Source organism: Tunturiibacter empetritectus, assembly GCF_013410875.1.
GTDB classification, from domain to species: Bacteria; Acidobacteriota; Terriglobia; order Terriglobales; family Acidobacteriaceae; genus Edaphobacter; species Edaphobacter empetritectus.
Map to the genome: position 1 here is coordinate 228,034 of NZ_JACCCU010000001.1, position 20,549 is coordinate 248,582.

At 60.2% G+C, this 20,549-nt stretch carries 17 protein-coding genes; 8 read left to right on the forward strand and 9 right to left on the reverse strand.

Going from position 1 to position 20,549, the window contains the following annotated elements; all coding sequences use genetic code 11:
* Positions 1-76 precede the first annotated feature (76 nt).
* Positions 77-988: an OmpA family protein gene (locus HDF08_RS00890; RefSeq protein ID WP_179636572.1), complete on the forward strand. Its 912-nt coding sequence runs from the start codon at positions 77-79 to the stop codon at positions 986-988.
* Between the two features lie 362 nt (positions 989-1,350).
* Here the strand turns inward: HDF08_RS00890 and kdsA are convergent, their stop codons facing one another.
* From kdsA to HDF08_RS00910, 4 genes are all read right to left on the reverse strand, one after another.
* Positions 1,351-2,211: a 3-deoxy-8-phosphooctulonate synthase gene (gene kdsA, locus HDF08_RS00895; protein ID WP_218884467.1), complete on the reverse strand. Its 861-nt coding sequence runs from the start codon at positions 2,209-2,211 to the stop codon at positions 1,351-1,353.
* 31 nt (positions 2,212-2,242) lie between these two features.
* The gene (locus HDF08_RS00900; RefSeq protein WP_179636574.1) at positions 2,243-2,701 is read right to left on the reverse strand and encodes a helical membrane plugin domain-containing protein; all 459 of its coding nucleotides are present in this window, start codon (positions 2,699-2,701) and stop codon (positions 2,243-2,245) included.
* Between the two features lie 34 nt (positions 2,702-2,735).
* Complete coding sequence (gene fdhF / locus HDF08_RS00905; protein WP_179636575.1) at positions 2,736-5,762, reverse strand: formate dehydrogenase subunit alpha; 3,027 nt, start codon at positions 5,760-5,762, stop codon at positions 2,736-2,738.
* Positions 5,763-5,950: 188 nt separating this feature from the next.
* On the reverse strand, positions 5,951-7,333 hold the full coding sequence (locus HDF08_RS00910; protein ID WP_179636576.1) for a CCA tRNA nucleotidyltransferase: 1,383 nt from the start codon (positions 7,331-7,333) through the stop codon (positions 5,951-5,953).
* Positions 7,334-7,374: 41 nt separating this feature from the next.
* Here HDF08_RS00910 and tsaD point away from each other — a divergent pair, with 41 nt between their 5' ends.
* From tsaD to HDF08_RS00930, 4 genes are all read left to right on the forward strand, one after another.
* A complete protein-coding gene (gene tsaD, locus HDF08_RS00915; protein WP_179636577.1) occupies positions 7,375-8,643 on the forward strand; it encodes a tRNA (adenosine(37)-N6)-threonylcarbamoyltransferase complex transferase subunit TsaD in 1,269 nt (422 codons plus the stop codon).
* A gap of 111 nt (positions 8,644-8,754) precedes the next feature.
* Positions 8,755-10,251 (forward strand): cysteine--tRNA ligase, encoded by a 1,497-nt coding sequence (gene cysS / locus HDF08_RS00920; RefSeq protein ID WP_179636578.1) that lies wholly within the window; start codon positions 8,755-8,757, stop codon positions 10,249-10,251.
* A 39-nt stretch (positions 10,252-10,290) separates the two neighbouring features.
* Positions 10,291-11,055, forward strand: a complete 765-nt coding sequence (locus HDF08_RS00925) for a hypothetical protein (RefSeq protein ID WP_179636579.1) — start codon at positions 10,291-10,293, stop codon at positions 11,053-11,055.
* Positions 11,056-11,084: 29 nt separating this feature from the next.
* The gene (locus HDF08_RS00930; RefSeq protein ID WP_179636580.1) at positions 11,085-12,701 is read left to right on the forward strand and encodes a formate--tetrahydrofolate ligase; all 1,617 of its coding nucleotides are present in this window, start codon (positions 11,085-11,087) and stop codon (positions 12,699-12,701) included.
* Positions 12,702-12,704: 3 nt separating this feature from the next.
* On the opposite strand, the gene HDF08_RS00935 is transcribed toward HDF08_RS00930, so the two are convergent.
* Together HDF08_RS00935 and HDF08_RS00940 are read right to left on the reverse strand one after the other, a co-directional pair.
* A complete protein-coding gene (locus HDF08_RS00935) occupies positions 12,705-13,298 on the reverse strand; it encodes a cupin domain-containing protein (RefSeq protein WP_179636581.1) in 594 nt (197 codons plus the stop codon).
* A gap of 31 nt (positions 13,299-13,329) precedes the next feature.
* Positions 13,330-14,286: an EamA family transporter gene (locus tag HDF08_RS00940; RefSeq protein WP_179636582.1), complete on the reverse strand. Its 957-nt coding sequence runs from the start codon at positions 14,284-14,286 to the stop codon at positions 13,330-13,332.
* A 6-nt stretch (positions 14,287-14,292) separates the two neighbouring features.
* Here HDF08_RS00940 and HDF08_RS00945 point away from each other — a divergent pair, with 6 nt between their 5' ends.
* Positions 14,293-15,072 (forward strand): hypothetical protein, encoded by a 780-nt coding sequence (locus HDF08_RS00945; protein WP_179636583.1) that lies wholly within the window; start codon positions 14,293-14,295, stop codon positions 15,070-15,072.
* A gap of 47 nt (positions 15,073-15,119) precedes the next feature.
* On the opposite strand, the gene HDF08_RS00950 is transcribed toward HDF08_RS00945, so the two are convergent.
* Together HDF08_RS00950 and HDF08_RS00955 are read right to left on the reverse strand one after the other, a co-directional pair.
* The gene (locus HDF08_RS00950) at positions 15,120-17,783 is read right to left on the reverse strand and encodes an ABC transporter permease (RefSeq protein WP_179636584.1); all 2,664 of its coding nucleotides are present in this window, start codon (positions 17,781-17,783) and stop codon (positions 15,120-15,122) included.
* A complete protein-coding gene (locus HDF08_RS00955) occupies positions 17,780-18,121 on the reverse strand; it encodes a PadR family transcriptional regulator (protein WP_179636585.1) in 342 nt (113 codons plus the stop codon). The genes HDF08_RS00950 and HDF08_RS00955 overlap by 4 nt, the downstream gene beginning before the upstream one ends.
* 115 nt (positions 18,122-18,236) lie before the next feature.
* Between HDF08_RS00955 and HDF08_RS00960 the strand changes: the two genes are divergently transcribed.
* The gene (locus tag HDF08_RS00960; protein ID WP_179636586.1) at positions 18,237-18,665 is read left to right on the forward strand and encodes a DUF6326 family protein; all 429 of its coding nucleotides are present in this window, start codon (positions 18,237-18,239) and stop codon (positions 18,663-18,665) included.
* Between the two features lie 37 nt (positions 18,666-18,702).
* On the opposite strand, the gene HDF08_RS00965 is transcribed toward HDF08_RS00960, so the two are convergent.
* Positions 18,703-19,020, reverse strand: a complete 318-nt coding sequence (locus tag HDF08_RS00965) for a hypothetical protein (RefSeq protein ID WP_179636587.1) — start codon at positions 19,018-19,020, stop codon at positions 18,703-18,705.
* 24 nt (positions 19,021-19,044) lie between these two features.
* Between HDF08_RS00965 and HDF08_RS00970 the strand changes: the two genes are divergently transcribed.
* The gene (locus HDF08_RS00970; protein ID WP_179636588.1) at positions 19,045-20,496 is read left to right on the forward strand and encodes an acetyl ornithine aminotransferase family protein; all 1,452 of its coding nucleotides are present in this window, start codon (positions 19,045-19,047) and stop codon (positions 20,494-20,496) included.
* The last annotated feature ends 53 nt before the right edge of the window (positions 20,497-20,549 follow it).

The following is a 20,549-nucleotide window of genomic DNA, read 5'->3' on the forward strand; positions in this document are numbered from 1 at the left end:
ACGCCACCTGCTCTAGCTATGTGCATGTTGACGTCTGCAACACAGGCGCAGAGTTAGAAAAAGGAGAGTAGACCAAATGATGAAATCCGGAAATACTTTCGGCCTCCCAGCTTTACTCTTATGCAGTGCGTTAGGTATCTCAGCCTTTGCCCAGTCGAGCACTCCAGCATCACAGACTCCGGACTCCGCAGCAGGCAGTTCCACCTCGGGCGCAATGAATCCCGATGACAAGTCCACCTACGCTACCGGCAAGCCCCTGGCCGATCAGTCGAAGGAAGGCTTCTGGGGTCATATGAACCCCTTTGCCCGCAAGAAGTGGGTAAACCGGCAGACTGCGCCGATCAAGGGTCAGGTCAATGAGCTTGACCAGCTTCAGTCCAAAAACGCCAACGACATCAAAGATGTAGACTCCCGCTCACAAGCTGGTATCAAGAACGCAATGGGCGCGGCTAATACCGCCGACCAGCACGCTCAAGACGCGGCAAATCGCGCCAACTCTGCCCAGACCCTCGCAGGCAGCGCAAGCAGCCGTACCGACGCTCTCGGCAACACGGTTGGAAATCTCGATCAATACCAGACCGTCTCTTCCACCTCGGTGAAGTTTGCCTCAGGTCGCACGGCTCTCGGACCGACAGGTAAGTCTGACCTCGACAACTTGGCCACCACCCTCGCCGGTGAGAAGGGCTACATCATCGAGGTGCAGGGATATAGCAAGGCTGGCGTCCAGACCTCACAGGCGATGGCCGACTCTGTCGTCCGCTATCTCGTCACCGAGCATCAGGTTCCCGTCTACCGGATCTACAAGACTGGCCTTGGCAAGAACACTGCCAAGCTCGCAGATGGCGAGCAGGCAGTCGTGAATGGTGTTCGCGTCACGCTGCTCCACAACAGTCTGGCGTCGATGAGTTCTGATTCGGCATCCAGCGCAACAGCAACGCCAAAGACCTCCAACGCGGGAGTAAGCTCGCCGCAAGAGGTGAATCAGTAGCCCTCCCCCAGGACGGTGCAGACAGCCGCACCGTCCGCAAGTTTGCCGAGATAGCGACCTAGAGCGCACTCGCAAAAACCTCTCCTAACCAGAGAGAACCAAGGCAGATTGGCCCCTCACTGAGGGGCCGCTTTTTTTAACGCGCTAATGTCCTGCCGGACGGGCTCCCTACGCGGGAAGCGGTCACTTCGTGACGCGTCTACCGGTCTTGACGACACGGCAGCATAGGTCCTCCCGCTGGTCGGAAGCAAAAAATGCCGACCAACGGAAGGCCCTCCGTCCTTAACCCACCCAGACAAGGTATACAAGTCACGAAGTGACCGCTTCCCGCGTAGGGAGCCCGTCCGGCAGGACACATGCTTCTAGCGAACGGCTGCGTGCACAGCCAGCAACTGCTCCAGCACAGCCTTCAAATGGTTCAGGTGAAGCGCATTGGCTCCATCCGACTTCGCCTCCGCTGGATTGTCATGTACCTCAAGAAAGACGCCGTCCACTCCGGCAGCGACCGCCGCACGAGCCAGCACAGGGATGAACTCCGGCTGTCCCCCGCTCACACCATTGCCCGCTGAGGGTGTCTGAACCGAGTGCGTGCCATCGAAGACCACCGGGGCAAACCCACGCATCACTGGCAGCGAGCGCATATCCACCACCAGGTTGTTGTATCCGAAGCTCGCGCCGCGCTCCGTCAGCGAGACGCGATCGTTTCCGCTCTCGCGAATCTTCTCCACGGCATGCCGCATGTCCCACGGAGCAACGAACTGACCCTTTTTCACGTTGATCGCACCGCCAGTCTTCTTCGTTGCCTCGGCTGCAGCGATCAGCAGATCTGTCTGTCGGCAGAGAAACGCGGGAATCTGCAGCACATCCACAGCTTCGGCAACGGCGTCGCAGTCAACCGCGGTATGAACATCGGTCAATACAGGAAGACCCGTGCTTTCGCCGACTGCGCGAAGAATGCGGCAGCCCTCCACCAGTCCGGGGCCGCGAAAGCTCTTGATCGAGGTGCGATTGGCCTTATCGTAGCTGGCCTTGAAGATGTAAGGAACGCTAAGGTCGGAGGTGACGCGCTGAATCGCATCGGCCATCCTGCGCGCATGGCTCTCGGACTCGATCACACACGGTCCAGCGATGAGAAAAAGCTTGCCCCGGCCTACCGGAACTCGATGAGGTGCACTGCCAATGTCGAAGGAATGAGTCACAACGTTTATTTGACCATAGCCCATGACCCCGCGTCTGAACCTGAGATCGTGTCGCTCAGTTTTTCAGTGACCGGCCCAGTCCGGAGAGCACCAGCGTCATGAACGAAAGTCCGCGGCGGCTGTCTTCACTCGTAGCCCGACTGGCAAGCTGCCACAGGCTCGGCGCCTCTCGCTCCGCCTGATGCTCCTTGGTCGCATGAGCCATCACCTTCGAGAGCTGATCCAGCACCTCCGGATCGAGTTCGGTAAGTATCTTCGCGGCGGTCAAAAGATTACGGATCGCCGCAATCCCTTCCGGCTGCGCCGCATACTTCGACAACGTGTTGAAGATCGTATCCTTCGCGCCGATCGCGCCATGCAGCAGGCTTAGCAGGCCCTTCCGGTGTGCCTCTTCGAGCACATCGTAGGCCAGCAGCAGCGCCTCGGCATGCTCCTCTGGAGCCTTCTCAAGCTTGCGGGCGAGATCCGCCTTGAAGTCGACAGTGATCGGTTTGAAAGCAATTGGCTTGGCCATAGCAGCTCCTGAAGTCGAAAAAGAGGTCGAAAAACTAAACAGTAGTGGAAGTAATCTGAACGAGCTTGTCGGCGGCAGCGGTTCCCGGCAGGTGGTAGTCCTTGCGCGCCCACTTGCGTTCAATCTCGAGACCGGGCTGAGGCGTTCGCGTGCCATAGCGGAAGTTTCGGCGCGGCAAAGGATTCTCCCCCTGCTCAGGCAGCACCGTCATGCTCACCGCCGTCTCCTTGAAGGCAGGCGTATGCGTCGCGCGATCAGTAAAGCTGCTGGTCAGTCTGTTCACCGGCTCCTCCACCGAGTTCAGCGTCATGTAGAGTTGCTTGCCCTTCACGCGCTCCGACACCAGCACCTGCACCCGAGCCTTGCCGTGCGGCGAGGTCACCTGCACAAATCGGCCTGTCGTCACGCCGCGCTCCGCCGCCAACTCCGGCGAAACTTCAATCCAGCTGTTCGGTGTAATCTCCCTGATCCCGGGGGTGCGGTAAGTCATGCTGCCCTGCTCGAAGTGCTCCAGCAATCGGCCATTGTTGAGGTGCAGATCGTAGACCGAGCTCGTCTCCTCCGAGGGCGGAATGTACTCGATCGGGAAAAATCGCGCCTTTTTGTCAGGGAAAGGAAAGCCCTCAGTAAACAAGAGCGGCGAGTCGGTTCCGTCTGCGTGTACCGGCCACTGCTGGCTGTCGAAGCCCTCCAGCCGCGTGTAACTCACGCCGGCAAACAGCGGAGTCAGACGCGCCACCTCATCCATAATCTCGGAGGGATGTTTGTAGTTCCAATTGCCGCCCATGCGGTTCGCGATCAGCTGAATAATCTCCCAATCGGCCTTCGACTCGCCCAGCGGCTCCATCGCCTTGTAGATGCGTTGAATGCGACGCTCCGTACTGGTGAAGGTCCCGTCCTTCTCGAGCGAGGTCGCTGCGGGCAGGATCAGGTCCGCAAAGCGGCAAGTCTCTGAGAAGTTAATGTCCTGGACGATCAGAAACTCGAGCTTCTCCAACGCGCTCCCGACAAAGTTCGCATTCGAGTCCGAAGTGATCGTGTCCTCGCCCTTGATATATAGCGATTTCAACGTCCCGGCCAGAATTGCCTCAATCATCTGGTGATTGTCTTTGCCCGTCGTTGTCGGCAGCGTAACGCCCCAGTCTGCTTCGAACTTCGCGCGAACCTCCGGGTCGTCCACATGCTGGTATCCGCTGAAGACATTCGGCATCGAGCCATAGTCGCTCGCTCCCTGCACATTATTGTGGCCGCGCAACGGATAAGCACCCGCCCCAGGCCGCATGTAGTTGCCAGTGACCAGCAGCAGATTCGAGATCGCCGTCGCGGTGTCCGACCCACCACAATGTTGCGTCACGCCCATCGCAAACAGGATGCACGTTCCATCCGCCGCCGCAATCTCATGCGCTACCGTGGTCAATGTTGCAGCGGGAACGCCGGTAATCTTCTCGGCATATTCCAATGTGAATGGCTCAAGCGACTTCTTGAACTCGTCAAAGTGGTTCACCCACTTGTTGACGAAGTCCATCTTCGCCAAGCCACTGTCGATGATGTACTTCGACACCGCGCACATCCACACTGCGTCCGTCGAAGGGTTCGGCCGGAAGAAGATGTCCGCGCGTTCGGCCATCTCGTGCTTGCGCAGGTCGGCGACGATCAGCCGTTGCCCACGATGCTTATGCGACCGCTTTACACGCGTGCAGAGCACCGGATGATTCTCCGCGGGATTCGCCCCAACGATCAACACCAACCCGGCTTTTTCGATATCCGCAATCGAACCCGAGTCGCCGCCATAACCCACAGTGCGCTGCAGCCCCATCGTCGCAGGGTTCTGGCAGTAGCGAGCGCAGTTGTCGATGTTGTTGGTCCCGATCACCGCGCGCGCCAGCTTCTGCATCACGAAGCTCTCTTCATTGGTGCACTTGGATGAGGCGATAAACGCCAGCGCATCCGCCCCGTGCTCGTTCTTGATCCGCTTGAACGTGTGCTCGATAATGTCGAGCGCCTCGCTCCACTCGATCTCGCGAAAGCTCTCTCCATCGCGCAGCAGCGGCTTCACCAGCCGATCGTCGGCGTTGATATGGCCCCACGCAAACTTGCCCTTCACACAGGTAGAGATTCCATTCGCCGGTCCATGCGTCGGCTCTATCTTCAGAATGTGACGTTCCTTCGTCCACACCTCAAAGCTGCATCCCACCGCGCAGTAGGTACACACAGTCTTGGTGCGTTTCGTGCGCTCGTTGCGCATCTCCGACTCCATCTCGGAGAGCGATAGGATCGGGCCATACCCAATCGGCGGCTCGACCCCCTTCACCACGTCGATCATGTTGTTCAGCGTCGCCGCCGGCAGGTCGGTCAGGTAACCCGCCTCGCCCAGCATCGACTTCTCCATCAACGCGTTGCAGGGACAGACTGTGACGCAGTGTCCGCATGAGACGCAGCTGGAACCTTCGATCTGCGTTCCGCCATCCCACAGTACACGAGGGTTGGCACTCTCCCAGTCGATTGAAAGCGTCTCATTCACCTGCACGTTCTGGCACGACTCCACGCAACGCCCGCACAGAATGCACTGGTCCGGGTCGTAGCGGTAGAACGGGTTCGACATATCTTTCTCATACGGCTTCCCTCTGTACTCGCGGTGCTGGTGCTTCACATCGAGAACCGCCGTCGTATTGTGGATCGTGCAGTTCTGATTGTTGTTGTCGCACACCGTGCAGTACAGCATGTGGTTCTCGAGGATGCGGTCGAAGGCCTCGCGCTGCGCAATATCGACCGTCTCGCCTGCGGTCTCCACCTTCATCCCTGCGACGACTCTGGTCGAGCACGCCCGAGCCAGCTCGCCATTCACCTTCATCAGGCAGGTATCGCAGCTCTCGATCGGCCCCATCTGCTTCATATAACAAACCTGCGGCACAGGCTTCTGCGCGTTCACCGCGGTACGCCGATTCAGAAGGTCGATCAACAGCTCCCCGGAGCGGCCAGGTACCTGCAGTCCATCAATGGTCAACTGTGTATTCGGAGTATGCTCGGCGGGGGTATTCAACAGCGATTTCGTAGTTGCCATAAGCCCTCTAAGATGCAAAGCAGAGTAGCAGGCGATGCTCGGTCTGACCACTCCCATCTCTCACCACATTACACCTAACGCACACTGACAAAATCGTGACAAAAAAGTGCACCCGTCGAGCCTCCGCGACGCATCCAAGGCTCTCAACCAAAGAAGCGGATCGCAGACTGTTGTTTAGTCAGGCAACATCACGAGGGCTCACCCCACCGCTCCCTCACCAACGCCAACCCCTCTTCGGTGGTCATCACGACGCCCTCAAGCTGAGCATCTTCCGCAGCCTCGAGCATCTCCTTGAACTGCGGGCTCGGGCGATATCCCGCAGCAATCAGATCCCGCCCAGTGACCAGCAGCTTCGGCCGCATCTCTTCGACCGGGGCCGCTTCATAGCGTTCCTTCGCGAAGTCGTACAGCCGCAAATCCCCATGCGCCGACATGCAATCCATCCAGTGCAGCCCAAGGTGTTCATCGAACTTCGGCAGCCGAAGAAACCGTTTCAGCGTCGATTCGCGCATCTGCAGAATATCTCCAAAGCGCATATGGTTCTTCACTAGCGCCACGATCTGTTCGGTCTCCTCATTCGAAAATCGCAGCCGCGCAAGAATCGTCTCGGCGATGCGAACTCCCACCTCAACATGCCCATCGAAGCGGATGCGGTCCCCCGGCTTCTTAGGATTAGGCGGACGAAACGTAGCAGGCTTGCCTATGTCGTGCAGAAGTGCGCCCCAGGCTAGCGTCGGCGACACGCCCGGCGTCAGTTTCTCCAGCAGCAGCATCGTGTGAACCCATACATCGCCCTCCGGATGAAACTGCGGCGGCTGCTGCACCCCGCGCATCTTCACCGCCTCCGGCAGAATATGCTGCAACAGTCCGAACTCGTACAGCATCTCGAACGCCCGCCGCGCATGTCCCTCCGTCAACATCAGCGTCAACTCATCGCGAATCCGCTCCAGGCTGACCTGCATGATCTCTCCTGACAGCTCCTTGATCGCCGCAGCCGTCGCAGAGTCGACTTCGAACTCCAGCCGAGCCGCAAACCGCACCGCCCGCAGCATCCGCAGCTTGTCTTCAGCAAACCGATCCTTCGCGACGCCAATCGTCCGCACCTGATGCTTCGTCAGGTCCTCACGTCCACCCACAAAATCGAGAATCGCCTCTTCGCCGGGCCCAACCAGCGGATCGAACAGCATTCCATTGATCGTGAAGTCGCGCCGCTGAACATCCTCACGCGGGTCCGTCGAAAAACGCACCGCATCCGGCCTTCGACCATCGCTGTAAGCCCCATCATGCCGAAATGTAGCGACCTCGGTAGCAATCTCACTGCCATCTTCATCCGGCGAGCAAACCAGCACCACGCCAAAGTGCGCCCCCACGGAATACGTCTTCGCAAACATCCCCATCACCACATCCGGCGTCGCGCTGGTCGCCACATCGAAGTCCTTCGCCTCAACGCCAAGCAGCAGGTCGCGCACGCATCCGCCAGCAAAGTAAGCCGTATATCCCGCATCGCGCAGAGACATCACGATCCCTCGCGCCGCCCTGTACCTCGCGTTATCGCCCCAATGCTCGCTCATGCTTCCCCTATGCTCGCCTTTGCTTCCCATATCATAGAGAGATGCGCGAAAGCCCCCACGGTGGCCAGACGAACGGCCAAACAACTGGCGAAAGGACAGTCCTCGGCACAGGCCTCGGCACTGGCCTCATCCTCGGCATCGAAAGCTCCTGCGACGAGACTGCGGCCGCCGTGGTCCGCGCCGGCAGCGAAGCCCTGTCCAACGTCGTCGCCTCGCAGATATCGCTCCACGCAAACTACGGCGGCGTCGTCCCCGAGCTTGCCTCCCGCGAACATCTCCGCAACATAGTTCCCGTTGTCCGCGAAGCCATAGCCCGCGCCAGCGTTGCGGCCGGCCATCCAATCACCTTCGCCGACCTGGACGCCGTAGCCGTCACCGCCGGCCCAGGCCTCGCCGGAGCGCTCCTCGTCGGCATCACTTACGCGAAGGCCCTGACCTTCGGCCTCGACAAGCCACTCATCTCCGTCAACCATCTCGAAGGCCACATCCACGCCGTCCTTATGGAGACGCGCCAGCGAAGCGAGATCCCCATGGAACTTCCCTTACTCGCGCTCGTCGTCTCCGGTGGCCACACGCACCTCTATCTCGCCACGCACGAGCAGGGAAGCGAAACGTGGACTTACCACAACGTAGGCCGCACCGTAGACGACGCCGCCGGCGAAGCCTACGACAAGGTTGCCAAGCTCCTCGGCCTCGGCTACCCGGGCGGCCCCTGGATCGACGCTCTCGCCCCACACGGCAATCCACGCGCCGTCCCCTTCAACTTCGGCGAGATCAAACATCGCGCCCCGCGCCCCGGAGTTACCAACAAAAAAGCCCCCGCCAGCAACGCAGGCCCGCACTTCGACTTCTCTTTTAGCGGCATCAAAACCGCAGTCCTTCGCTACGTCGAAACCCACAACATGCGCGACAGCATTGAAGTCCGCCGAACCACCCTCGCAGCCAATCCCACGCTAACGCCTAAGTCCGAAGCCATAGTAAACCTCTGCGACCAGCAGACCCTCGACCTCATCGCCTCCTTCCAGTACGCCGTCGTCGGCAACCTCCAACGCCAGGCGTTTTCAGCTGCTGAATCTTTGGGGGCGCGATCGATCGTCGTCTCCGGCGGAGTCGCCGCCAACAGCGAACTGCGCCGCCGCCTCCAGGCCGAAGCCGACCGCCGCAACCTCCCTATCGCCTTCCCGTCTCTGGCCCTCTCCACCGACAACGCCGCCATGATCGCCGCCGCCGCCTGGCCAAAGCTGGTCGCCCGAGACTTTGCCACCGAAGACCTCGGCGCAGCCCCTCAGCTCCGCCTCGGCCAGCAGTAACCCAACCCGGCACAATTTGCCCCGCGATATCAGCTAAAATCATCAGGGAATCTCAAGCGAGAGCAGTCTGCACCGCGCCACGAGCCGGCTGCGGCAGGATACTAGAGCAACGTGGCAACCATAGAACTCTTCAACACCCTCGGCGGAAAGATCGAAACCCTCGCCCCCGTCGACCAAAAAGCTCTGCGAATGTACTGCTGCGGCCCCACCGTCTACGACTACGGCCACATCGGCAACTTCCGCACCTTCCTCCACGTAGACGTCCTGCGCCGCGTCATTCGCCAGCAGGGTATCCCCGTCGAGCACGTCATGAACATCACCGACGTAGACGACAAGATCATCCGCAACGCCGCAGCCGCCGGCGTCCCCATCGCCCAGTACACCAAGAAGTTCGAGGATGCGTTCTTCGAGGACCTCGACGCCCTCGGCATCCAGCGCCCCGAGCACATCTCCCACGCCACCGCCTGCATTCCCGACATGGTGGGTCTCATCGAGCAGCTCGCCGCCAAAGACATCGCCTATCAGGCCGAAGACGGCAGCTGGTACTTCCGCATCGCCCGCTTCCCGGACTACGGCAAGCTCTCCAAAAAAGACTTTGACGGTATCGAAGACGGAGCCCGCGTCGACATCGACGAGTACGAGAAAGACGCAGCCCGCGACTTTGCCCTCTGGAAGGCAGTAAAACCCGCCATCAACGGAATCCAGGAACAATCCTGGGACACAGCCCTCGGCATCGGCCGCCCCGGCTGGCACATCGAATGCTCCGCCATGGCCACCAAGTTCCTCGGCGACAACATCGACCTCCACACCGGCGGCGAAGACCTCATGTTCCCGCACCACGAGAACGAGATTGCCCAGTCCGAATCCGCCTCCGGCAAACCCTTCGTCCGCCACTGGATGCACGTCCGCTTCCTGCTCGTCGAAGGCAAGAAGATGTCCAAGTCCGAGGGCAACTTCTACACTCTGCGCGACCTGCTCCTCAAAGGCTACCGCGCCTCTGCCATCCGCTTCCTTCTCATCTCCGTGCCCTACCGCCACCAGATGAACTTCACCTTCGACAGCCTCATCGAATCGACCAACGCCATCGACCGCCTGCGCACCTTCCACCAGCGCATGGTGAAGGGCGGCTTCCCACAGGGATGCGATCAGGCCCTCTCGCTGCTCACCGACGAGGCAAGGATGGCCTACACCATCGCCCTCGCGAACGACCTCAATACCGCCGAAGCCCGCGCCGCCATCTTCGACCTCGTTCGTGCAGCCAACACGGCCGCGGACAATGGAACGCTGCGCAACGAAAATGCGACAGAGATCATTCAGCTCCTTGAACTCTTCGACGGAGTCTTCGCCGTCCTCGAAGACCGCGACGCCGCCATCACTCGCGCCGCGCTCACCTGGGCCGAAGCCGAGGGTCGCATCGACGAGGCCGCTCCTGAGCTCGTCGCCACTCTGGCCTTCTCCGACGCCGCCATCGACGCCCTCGTCGCCGAACGCACTCAGGCCAAAAAGACCCGTAACTTCGCCCGCGCCGACGCCATCCGCAACGACCTGCTCCAAAAGGGCATCCTAATTGAAGACTCCAAAGATGGCGTTCGCTGGAAGAGAAAGTAAACTCGCTGCAACAGAAATAAACCCGCCGGAGCGGAATCGATGACCTTCGCACCCCGCACCTTCGCCACATTCGTCCTCGCCGCTCTGTCAGTCGCTGCGGCCGCACAAGCCCCTGCGCCCGGCACAACCGAGTGGGAGAACGAAGCTCTCAAGCTGCGCCTCTTCTATCCCTCCGACCTCGTCAAGGCGGATCCCGAAAAAGTCCTTCACGACGGCCACCTCACCCTCTTCAACGTCGACAACCCAAAACTCGCCGCCGAGACCCACTGCCTGCGCCCGGCACTCCTGCTCGAACTCCCCCAGTCCGGCCCCGCGCAAACCACAAGCACTCAACCCACCGCGGACGGCGGCACGCAGGTCACCATCACGCCCGCCATCACCGCGACCATCCTGCTAGCCGAACTCGACGTCGACTGCGTCAACGCCGAGCACGAGAGCAGCAGCACCACCCTGCTCGGCGACCTCGCCGAGATCGTCACCAAGGTCCCCGGCATGAAGGCGATCGTGAAACCCTCCTGGTACAACGTCGGCTGGCAGAAGGTCCACATGGCCGCCGCGCAAGGCCCAGCGCAAGGTCCAGCGCAGCCGCAGGCCCCAACCACCGACTCCGCAAACCAGCCCACTGTTCCGCAGTCGCTCTACACCATGGGCCTCTCCACAAACTGGAACAGCCATCTCCTCGTCTGGTACTTCTCTTCGAACAACATCGACACACTCAATCGCATCACCAAGACCACCGTCCGCTTCGGCCGCGCCGAGGCTGCGCCGCTCTATCCAGTTCCCATGGGCACCGCTGCCCCCTAGCTTTCTTTAACCCGAACACGCCGAGACCAATGACCAAAGATCTTCTCCCCATCGAAGCCATCGTCAAAAAACTCAATCTGCCCGAGAAGTACGTCGAACGCCTCGGCCGCTACGGTGCAAAGCTCACGCTCGATCTCCTCGACGACCCCGCCTTCCCCGTACGCGGCAAGTTCATCCTTGTCACTGCGACCACACCCACGCTCTCAGGCGAAGGCAAGACCGTCACCTCCATCGGTCTCGTGCAGGGTCTCGAAAAGATCGGCAAGAAAGCCATCATCACCTCGCGCGAACCCTCCCTCGGTCCCGTCTTCGGCATGAAGGGTGGAGCAGCAGGCGGCGGCCGCTCGCAGGTGGAGCCAGCCGAAAAGATCAATCTCCACTTCCACGGCGACTTCCACGCCATCACCTCCGCGCACAATCTCCTCGCGGCGCTCATCGACTCGCACCTCTTCCACGGCAACGATCTCGACCTCGATCCCGATGCCATCACCTGGCCGCGCACGCTCGATATGAACGACCGGGCCCTTCGCCACATCATCGTGCAGGCAGGCGGAAAGCGCGACGGAGCCAACCGTCACACCGGCTTTCTCATCACCGCCGCCAGCGAGATCATGGCCATCATGACGCTGGCCTCCAGCCGAGAAGATCTCCGCACCCGTCTCGGCCGTATCGTCATCGGCGCCACTCGCTCCGGCAAACCCGTCCTCGCCGAAGACCTTAAAGCCACAGGCCCCATGATGGCGCTCCTCAACGAAGCCATCCTGCCGAACCTCGTCCAGACCACCGAAGGGACGCCTGCCCTCGTGCATTGCGGCCCCTTCGCCAATATCGCTCACGGCACCAGCTCCGTCCTCTCCCAGCAGATGGGTCTCCGCCTCGCAGACTACGTCGTCAACGAAACCGGCTTCGCCTCTGACCTCGGCTTCGAAAAGTACATGGACATTGTCATGCCGTCGTCCGGCATCAAGCCCTCCGCCGCCGTTCTGGTCACCACGGTGCAGTCGGTTCGCAACCAGGGCGCAGGCGACCTCGAAGCCGGCTTCGAAAACTTGAAGAAACACATCGCCATCGTGCGCGGCTTCAACCTCCCCGCCATCGTAGCTATCAACCGATTCCCAAACGACACCGACGAAGAGTTGAAGTTCCTCGAGAAATACTGCGAGGCGCAGGGCGCAGCCTTCGCGCTTTCGGAAGCCTTCACCAAAGGCGGACCCGGAGCCGCCGCCCTCGCCGAGAAGGTTGTCAGCGTCATCGCTGCAAACCCCAACGTCTCGCCAACCAGCACCTACACGTCTAACGCCTCACCGCTCGAGAAGATCACCGCCGTCGCGCAAAAAGTGTACGGCGCAGCGAATGTAGAACTCTCGTCCCAAGCCGAGGAAAAACTCGCCCGCTTCACAAAGTGGGGTTACGGCGCGCTTCCCGTCTGCATCGCCAAGACGCAGTACTCCCTCACCGACGACCCAAAACTGATGGGGGCCCCCACCGGCTGGACCCTCCACATCTCCGACGTCGTTCTCTCCGCAGGCGCAGGCTTTCTCGTCGTCATCTCCGGCTCCATGATGCTGATGCCTGGCCTGCCCAAATCCTCCCGCGCGATGGACATCAACGTCGATGCAGCAGGTGAGATCACTGGCATGTCCTAACTCTCATGGAATCCAGTTCGGTCCAATAAACTCCCGCAGCTTTTCTGGCGTAGCCCACGGCGCCGCACCAGCAAACCGCTTCAACCACGCTGCGCCCTCGCCAATCCTCACGCGATCCGGAGTAAATTCAGGCGAAAGTGTATTCACCATCAGCGCGTATCTCGCTCCATCGTGTAGCCGCAACGCCTTCCAGCAACCACCCGGCACAGCAACCACCGGCCTCTGTCCTGCCGCATAATCAAACCCTAATGTCACCTTCTCGACCTGCCCATTCGGATGAAAGATGAAGTAGTCCACTGGACCTCCCTCCACCAGAATGTGGGTATCATCCGGCTCCAGCCAATGCAGATAATTGATCGGCTTCTCCCGCGTAAGCATGTAGTAGTTCTGGCTCTGTACCGCAAGCATGCGACCGCCGATATTCACTCTCAGCGCTGAAACGCCGATGATCCCGAGATACCCCGACTCCTTCGGCAGCAGCGACAACTTCAGCGTGCGAATCAACTCCTTCGCCCGCGCATCGGTCGCGGCAGGAGTCGCAGCCTGCAATACGCCCATCCCCGCCACACATATCGCCGCGAGTAAAAATCGCCTCATGCCCGCAGACTAGCAGACGCGAACCAGCGCACTAAGCCTCCAGCCCAGCGGCGACATCCTCGTCCACCGCGGTCGCCGCGCCACTCTTCATCTTCGAGCTGGTCACCAGAAACACCGCCACCAGGATCGCCGCCATCCCTACATACTCCACCGCAACAAAACGCTCTTTCAGCAGGATCACCCCAAGAATCACCGCGATCACCGGATTCACATATGCATAAGTCGCCACCTTCGAAACCGCCACATGATCCAGCAAGTAGACATATGCGCTGTAGGTAAGAATCGATCCGAACGCCACAAGGTACAGTGTCGAAGCCCAGGCCTGGAACCCCCACTGCGCCCCGTGGTATCCCTTCGTTGCCACCATCATCAGCGCGTTGAACAAGCCGCCAAACAGCATCTCCCACCCCGCCGCCGCGAACCCGCTAATCCGAAACGTCGACCGACGCGAGATCACCGACGCGCTTGTCCAGCACATCGCTCCCCCCAGCGTCACTCCCGCTGCGACGATCTGCCGCGAATCGCCACGCAACCCCTCCCGCAACCCGGGCCACAACAGAAACACAATGCCCGCGAACCCGATGCAGATCCCAACCCACCCCTTCGCTCTCAACCCTTCACCCCTGGGCAACACAATCTCGATCAGCGCCGCATACAAAGGGACTACCGCCACCAACAGCGCCGCCAGCCCCGTCGGAAGATACTGCTCCGCCCAGATCACCGACGTATTCCCGCACCCAAGCATCAGCACACCGATGATGACCAGCCGCACCAACTCCTGCCGGTTCGGCCACATCTTCTTCTTCAGCACAGCCGCCGCCCCCAGCATCAGCACACCCGCCATCAGAAAGCGCACGCTCCCCAGCACAAACGGCGGTAGCACCTCCACCCCATACCGCATCGCCAGATACGTCGATCCCCAGAAGAGATACACGCACGCAAAGCACAGCAGAATCCGCGTTCGATTTGGCGCAGAATTGACGGGCATTCCTCAATGGTATCGCGCCTTTGCCACCAGCCTCCGCGCCTGCAGGTAAAGCCCTCCCAGTGCTACGATAAGGAGATGGTGCTTCGTCCGGCTGCCTCATTTCTCCTTCTTCTCGTCTGTGTCTCTGCACTCGCTCAAACGCCCGACCAGGGCTCCGCTCAGCCCAACTCCAACCTGCCGCGGAGCTTCCATGATCAGGATCTGAACATCACCTACTTCTATCCCGGCCGCTTCGTTCCCGACCCCGCGAGCGTCGGCGAGAGAACCGCCCCAGCATCCTCCAGCTCAACCACCACCGCGACGCCGAAGTGTGCCCACTCCACCTTCTTCGCCAACTCGGTCACCCCAATCGACACCTCATCCTTTGTCCTCTCCACCATCGACAACGCCTGCCCCAACGTCCTCCGCGGCGCTACCACGCTGGGCCCCTTCATCCGCGAGCAGATCATCCGCCAGCTCAAGCAGTACGGCGAACCCACCGTTACCCAGGAAGCCACCCGCTACTCCATCGATGGCCATCCCGCAGCCATCGTTCTGGCTTCAGTCCCCATGCCGGCCACGCCCGGCAAAGTCCCACAGACCACCTACGCCGCGAAGGCCTGCTTCCTCGGCAACATCCCCGTCAAGGCGAAGAAGAAGTCCGACCCGGTCGATCCCACCCGTCACGTTCTCTGCTTCGACTTCACCACCCTGCACAACGACCTCTACCATCTCCTGTTTGCCTTCAGCCTGCAGTTCGACAACGACACGCCGCAGCCTCTGGTCCCCGGCAGCGTCATCCGTTAGAGCTCATGCATGGTGTTGAGCAACGGGGACAATAGCACCCGCACGTTTTAATCCTCGCGAAGCAGCAGGAGAGGATTAGTAGCCAGCGCACGCCGCGCCGGGATCCAGCCAGCCATCAACCCCAGCAAAAGCATCGTCGCCACCACGCCACCCAGCACAACCGGATCCCACGGCGTAGCCTGAGACACGATAAAAGCAATTACCTTTCCTGCCGCAAGACCCAGCAACATTCCGATAGCCGAGCCGAACGCCAGGAGTCGGAAGGTGCGTCCCAATGCCGCCTGTAACAACTCTTTCTTTTGCGCCCCTAATGCAATGCGAATCCCAAACTCCCGTAGCCTCTTGCTCACTGAGTATGACGCCATGCCGAAGATCCCAACGACCGACAGCATCGCGCCCATTACCCCGAGTACCCCAAGCGAGATCGTCGCCATTCGTGGACCAAACAGAAATGCATCGAGAGCCTTGTAGCGCGTCTGGATATAAACTGGCAGTCCGGCATCCATATTCCGCAACGTATCTCTGATAGTTTGTGACAGCTGCTCCGGATCCCGGCTTGACCTCACCACAAGATAGGCCGAGTTCGAGGGCGATTGCAGAATGGGAAGAAACATCACCGGCTGCGGATCTTCCGTGAGGCTTCCATACTTTCCATCCTCCGCAATCCCCACAACCTGAAGACGCGCCCCATCCGGCAACTTGAAGTACGCGCCCATCGCCTTTGCCTCGGAGCCGAAGATCTTCCGCGCAAACTGTCGATTCACCACCGCGACGCGTGGTGTGTCTTTGTTCTCCTGCCAGGTGAAAGCTCTTCCCGACACCAGCGCTGTCCCCGCCGCGTGGAAGTATTCCGGCGAGACCTTGAACATCATTGCGTTTGACGCAGCATTTGCAGGCCTCAGATCCGCCGTGCTGTCGGCGAAGACGTTCGAGTCCGGTTGCGCATCTCCCAAAGGCACCTGATCGGCCAGGCCTACGGACTCAACGCCAGGAATCGCCGACACCGCATCAATCATGCGTTTTTGCATCGGCGGCACCTTGTCGCCGCGATAGCCCGCCATATTCAAGTCCGTCTCTACCAGCATCGTGTTCTGCAGCTCAAAGCCGAAGTTGTTGTGCAGCGAATTCGCCAATCCACGCACCGCGACGATCGAAGAAGTGACCAGCACCGCGCAGATTGCAATCTGCACCACAAGCAGCAGATCGCGGAAGCTCATCCGCAGACCAAACCTGCCGCGTCTTGTCTCGACCGCGCCACCCTTGACGGCCTCATACGGATTGGTGCGAAGCACCTGCCCCACCGGCACCGCGCCAAACAGGAATCCGCTCGCCAACGCCAGAAACAAAGCAACTGCATACACCTTTACGTCCGGATTCACAGACATATGAATCGGCCAGCGGGAGATAGGCTGCCACACGCTCAATGCCCGCAACAGCACCACGCTGCCTGCCAGCCCAACCGCCCCGCCCATCAGCGAAATCAGTAGAGCCTCGGCAAAGAGCCCACGCAGAATCCGTTTGCGGCTCGACCCCAGCGCCAGCCGCAGAGCGATCTCACGCGATCGATCCGAAGCTCGCGCGGCAAACAAGCTGCCAAGATTTGCGCACGCGGCCAGCAGAATCAACCCCGCCAACAGCATGAGCGCAGTCATAAACGTCCGCATGGGGCGGCCGATGTAGTCGCCATAAAGCCCCGGTCGCGCCAGTTTGAAGCTCATCTTGGGATCGTCTTTGGGATAGGCCCGCTCCAGAGAAGCTCCCACAGCGTTCAGATCCGCAATCGCCTGTGCCGGAGTCACTCCCGCCTTCAGGTGTCCCAACGTCATAAAGACCCAGCGATCTCCGCGGTTGTTCAGATCGTTCTCATCAAACTGCGCATGATTCACAATCGGCACAAAGAAATCCGGGTTGAAGAACATCAGAGTGCCATGAAACTCAGGCGGCGCTACCCCGATGATGCTGTACGGAAATTTGTTCAGCCGAACCACGCGACCGATGACGCCGGGATCACCCTGAAAGTGGCTGCGCCAGTAGTCGTACGTAAGCACGATGTAGGGTGCGCTGTTCGGTCCATGTTCATCGGAGCCATGAAAGAACCGGCCCAGGTACGGCTTCAGCCCCAAAGCATCGAAGTAATTTCCGCTGGCCTCATCGATCCAGGCGCGTGAGGGATCGTTACCCGTGTCGAGCGCCGCCTGCTCTACGTTGTAAGCCGCCACACTCTCAAAGCTGTGGTTGCGGTCCCGAAGATCGAGATAGTCCGGATAAGACTCGGACATGTCGTTGCTGGACAGGCGCCACAATCCGTAGAGGCTCTCCGCTTGGGGAACATTCAGCGGCCGCAGGATAAACGCATTCAAAACAGCAAACACCACTGCATTCGCCCCAATCGCAAACGCCAGTGTCAAAATCGCAACAACCGCAAAGCCAGGCTTCTTGGCCATCCTGCGTACCGCGAAACGAATATCCTGAAGCAGCCCCGCGCCGAGCTGCCCGCCCAGCGCATCGCGGCTCTCGTCTTTCAGCCGTTGATAACCACCAAACTCGATCCGCGCACGTCTCTCTGCCTTTGCGCGCGGAAGACCAGCACTCTCGAGATCATCGGCACGATGCTGAATGTGCGAGCGAAGCTCCTCGTCGATCTCACGATCGGTCTCTGAGCGATGAAAGAAACTCGAAGCAAAGGAGCGAAGAGAATGGAAGAGTCTCATATTTCCTCCGGTTGCGGTGCAAGTGCGCTGGCGATCGCTGTGGCCAGACGATTCCAGCTGTCCGTCTCTTCCTGCAGGCGCTTAAGGCCCACTGCAGTCAGTTCGTAAAACTTGGCCCTGCGGTTGTTCTCCGAAGTCCCCCAGTCCGCCTTCAGCAGACCCTGGCGCAGCAGACGAAACAACCCCGGATACAGAGCACCCTGCTCAATCAGCAACGCCCCACCCGAGATCTGCTCGATGCGCAAAAGCACGCCATACCCATGCAACGGCCCAAGCGAGACCGCGCGCAGAATCAGAAGATCAAGTGTGCCGGGAAGTAATTGGGCCTGGGTGGTCAAGTGTCCCCCTAAGATGATTAGGAGGCTAAACCCACTTCCCTAAGCTGTCAAGGAGAGTTATTGTGAACAGAGAATTCAGCCTGAGTGATCTTTGCTAAGGACTTGAGGAGCAAAAATGCCCCGCAAAAGTGCTTTTGTATTCGAGGACATCAAGGTCAATGTGAGGTTCAAGCTCTTCGCGTTGTGGTCCTCTGTGATGTTCTTTTACATCTACGGAGACTACTTCGAGCTTTATCAACCCAGCAAACTGCGGGACATGATCGCCGGCAGAACTCCATTCGGCCCCGTCTCTCAAGGGAATTTAATGGGTATGTCAGCGATCATGATCGCTCCGAGTCTCATGCCTCTTCTGTCCCTGCTCCTGCCCGCAAAAGCCAACCGCTGGATGAACATCGTCTTCGGCGCCATATACACCGCGATTATGGTGCTCGCGATTAAAGGCACCTGGCATTTCTACATTCTCTATGGGCTGATAGAGATGACTTTGACCGCACTAATCGTCTGGCACGCATGGACCTGGCCGAAACAACCAACTTCAAACTGATTGACCCGTAGCGGTTTACAAACTAGGTTTTCGAGCGTTATCCCGATAAGGTATACTCACCGCCAAAGGCAGACTCCCCATGAGATCGCTGTTCGACACAGCCCGGACCAATCGCAGCGCAGCCTTCCAGTGCCGCTCTGGACACCACCAGATGCCGCGCCACCAGATGCCGCGCCGCCATCTCCGCGTCCTGCCCAGCCTCACGCGACCTAGTCTCTTCGCCGGCGACTAAGCGCACCACCCCTCCAGCCGGCGAAGTCCTCGCCACCAGCGCAAACCGTTCTCTCTGCAACCACAGAGCGCCGCCGTCCACACCTGGAACGGAGTCGAGCACGAACGGAAAGACCAAACGCACCGCTGCCCCTAAGGAGAGATTCGCATGTCCACCCTGACCGAAAAGACCCTCACTGAAAACACCCTGCAAGACCTCAAGCAAAACTCCGCGCAAGGAGTCACTCCCGCCGCCGGCGAAGCCATCCGCTCCAAGCACTACGCCGAGTTCGGCCCCAAGCTCAAAACCGCGCTCCCCGGCCCCAATGCCAAAAAGATCGTCGCTGATGATGACCGCCTCATCTCCCCCAGCTACACCCGCAGCTACCCCATGGTCGCCAAGTCCGGCCGCGGTATCCGCGTCACCGACGTCGACGGCAACGAGTTCATCGACTTCGCCGCCGGCATCGCCGTCAACTCCACCGGCCACTGCCATCCCGAAGTAGTGAAGGCCATTCAAGATCAAGCCGCCGAACTCATCCACATGTCCGGCACCGACTTCTACTACCAGAACATGACCACCCTCGCCGAGCGCCTCTCCGCTATCGCGCCTATGCCCGGCCCGCATAAGTTCTACTACGGCAACTCCGGCGCAGAGGCAGTTGAGTGTGCCATGAAGCTCGCCCGCTACCACACCGGCCGGCAGAACATCATCAGCTTCTTCGGTGCCTTCCACGGCCGCACCATGGGCGCGCTCTCGCTCACCGGCTCGAAGCCCCAGCAGAAGCGCCGCTTCGCCCCCTTCGTCCCCGGCGTCCACCACGTCCGCTACCCCTACGCCTACCGTGGTTGTAGTGGCGGACCGCAGGCAGAGGAAGCCTTCGCCCTCGGCTGCGCCCGCTACATCGAAGAGAAGCTCTTCAAGACCATCCTCCCGCCCGAAGAGGTCGCTGCCATCATCCTCGAGCCTATCCAGGGCGAAGGCGGCTATGTGGTCGCGCCGACCAACTTCCTTGAGGAAATTCGCCGCATCTGCGACCGCCACGGCATCCTCCTCATCGCCGATGAAGTCCAGTCCGGCGCCGCAAGAACAGGGAAGTGGTGGGCCATCGAACACTCCGGCGTCCAGCCCGATATCGTCTGCATCGCCAAAGGCATCGCCTCCGGCATGCCGCTAGGCATCTGCATGGCGAAGGCCGACGTCATGGACTGGGTACCCGGCTCGCATGCCAGCACCTTCGGCGGCAACCCCATCTGCATCGCCGCGGCCCTCGCCACCATGGACATCCTCGAACGCGAAGGTCTCCAGAACGCCGCCACCATAGGCGAAAAGATGCTTGACCGTCTCCGTCCCTGGGTCGCCAAACACCCCACGGTAGGTGATGTTCGCGGTCGCGGACTCATGATCGGCGTAGAGATCGTGAAGGATCAACAATCGCGCACACCCGTAGGCTCTATGCGCGACAAGATCGTCGATCTAGCCTTCGAGCGCGGCCTTCTCATTCTTGGCTGCGGCGAAACCACCATCCGCCTCTGCCCCCCACTCATCGTCAACCAGCAGGAAGCGGACATCGCCCTCGACATCCTTGAGGAGTGCATCACTCTGGCCGCAAAAGCCTAAACGAACGGTCCTGCCGGACGGGCTCCCTGCGCGGGAGGCGGTCACTTCGTGAC

What these genes read in the sequence shown, in the direction of transcription:
- HDF08_RS00945 (WP_179636583.1), top strand. Translation starts at nt 14,293, where the DNA reads ATGGTATCGCGCCTTTGCCACCAGCCTCCGCGCCTGCAGGTAAAGCCC.
- HDF08_RS00890 (WP_179636572.1), top strand. Translation starts at nt 77, where the DNA reads ATGATGAAATCCGGAAATACTTTCGGCCTCCCAGCTTTACTCTTATGC.
- HDF08_RS00910 (WP_179636576.1), bottom strand. Translation starts at nt 7,333, where the DNA reads ATGAGCGAGCATTGGGGCGATAACGCGAGGTACAGGGCGGCGCGAGGG.
- kdsA (WP_218884467.1), bottom strand. Translation starts at nt 2,211, where the DNA reads ATGGGCTATGGTCAAATAAACGTTGTGACTCATTCCTTCGACATTGGC.
- HDF08_RS00935 (WP_179636581.1), bottom strand. Translation starts at nt 13,298, where the DNA reads ATGAGGCGATTTTTACTCGCGGCGATATGTGTGGCGGGGATGGGCGTA.
- HDF08_RS00940 (WP_179636582.1), bottom strand. Translation starts at nt 14,286, where the DNA reads ATGCCCGTCAATTCTGCGCCAAATCGAACGCGGATTCTGCTGTGCTTT.
- fdhF (WP_179636575.1), bottom strand. Translation starts at nt 5,762, where the DNA reads ATGGCAACTACGAAATCGCTGTTGAATACCCCCGCCGAGCATACTCCG.
- HDF08_RS00925 (WP_179636579.1), top strand. Translation starts at nt 10,291, where the DNA reads ATGACCTTCGCACCCCGCACCTTCGCCACATTCGTCCTCGCCGCTCTG.
- HDF08_RS00950 (WP_179636584.1), bottom strand. Translation starts at nt 17,783, where the DNA reads ATGAGACTCTTCCATTCTCTTCGCTCCTTTGCTTCGAGTTTCTTTCAT.
- HDF08_RS00970 (WP_179636588.1), top strand. Translation starts at nt 19,045, where the DNA reads ATGTCCACCCTGACCGAAAAGACCCTCACTGAAAACACCCTGCAAGAC.
- HDF08_RS00900 (WP_179636574.1), bottom strand. Translation starts at nt 2,701, where the DNA reads ATGGCCAAGCCAATTGCTTTCAAACCGATCACTGTCGACTTCAAGGCG.
- tsaD (WP_179636577.1), top strand. Translation starts at nt 7,375, where the DNA reads ATGCGCGAAAGCCCCCACGGTGGCCAGACGAACGGCCAAACAACTGGC.
- HDF08_RS00960 (WP_179636586.1), top strand. Translation starts at nt 18,237, where the DNA reads ATGCCCCGCAAAAGTGCTTTTGTATTCGAGGACATCAAGGTCAATGTG.
- HDF08_RS00930 (WP_179636580.1), top strand. Translation starts at nt 11,085, where the DNA reads ATGACCAAAGATCTTCTCCCCATCGAAGCCATCGTCAAAAAACTCAAT.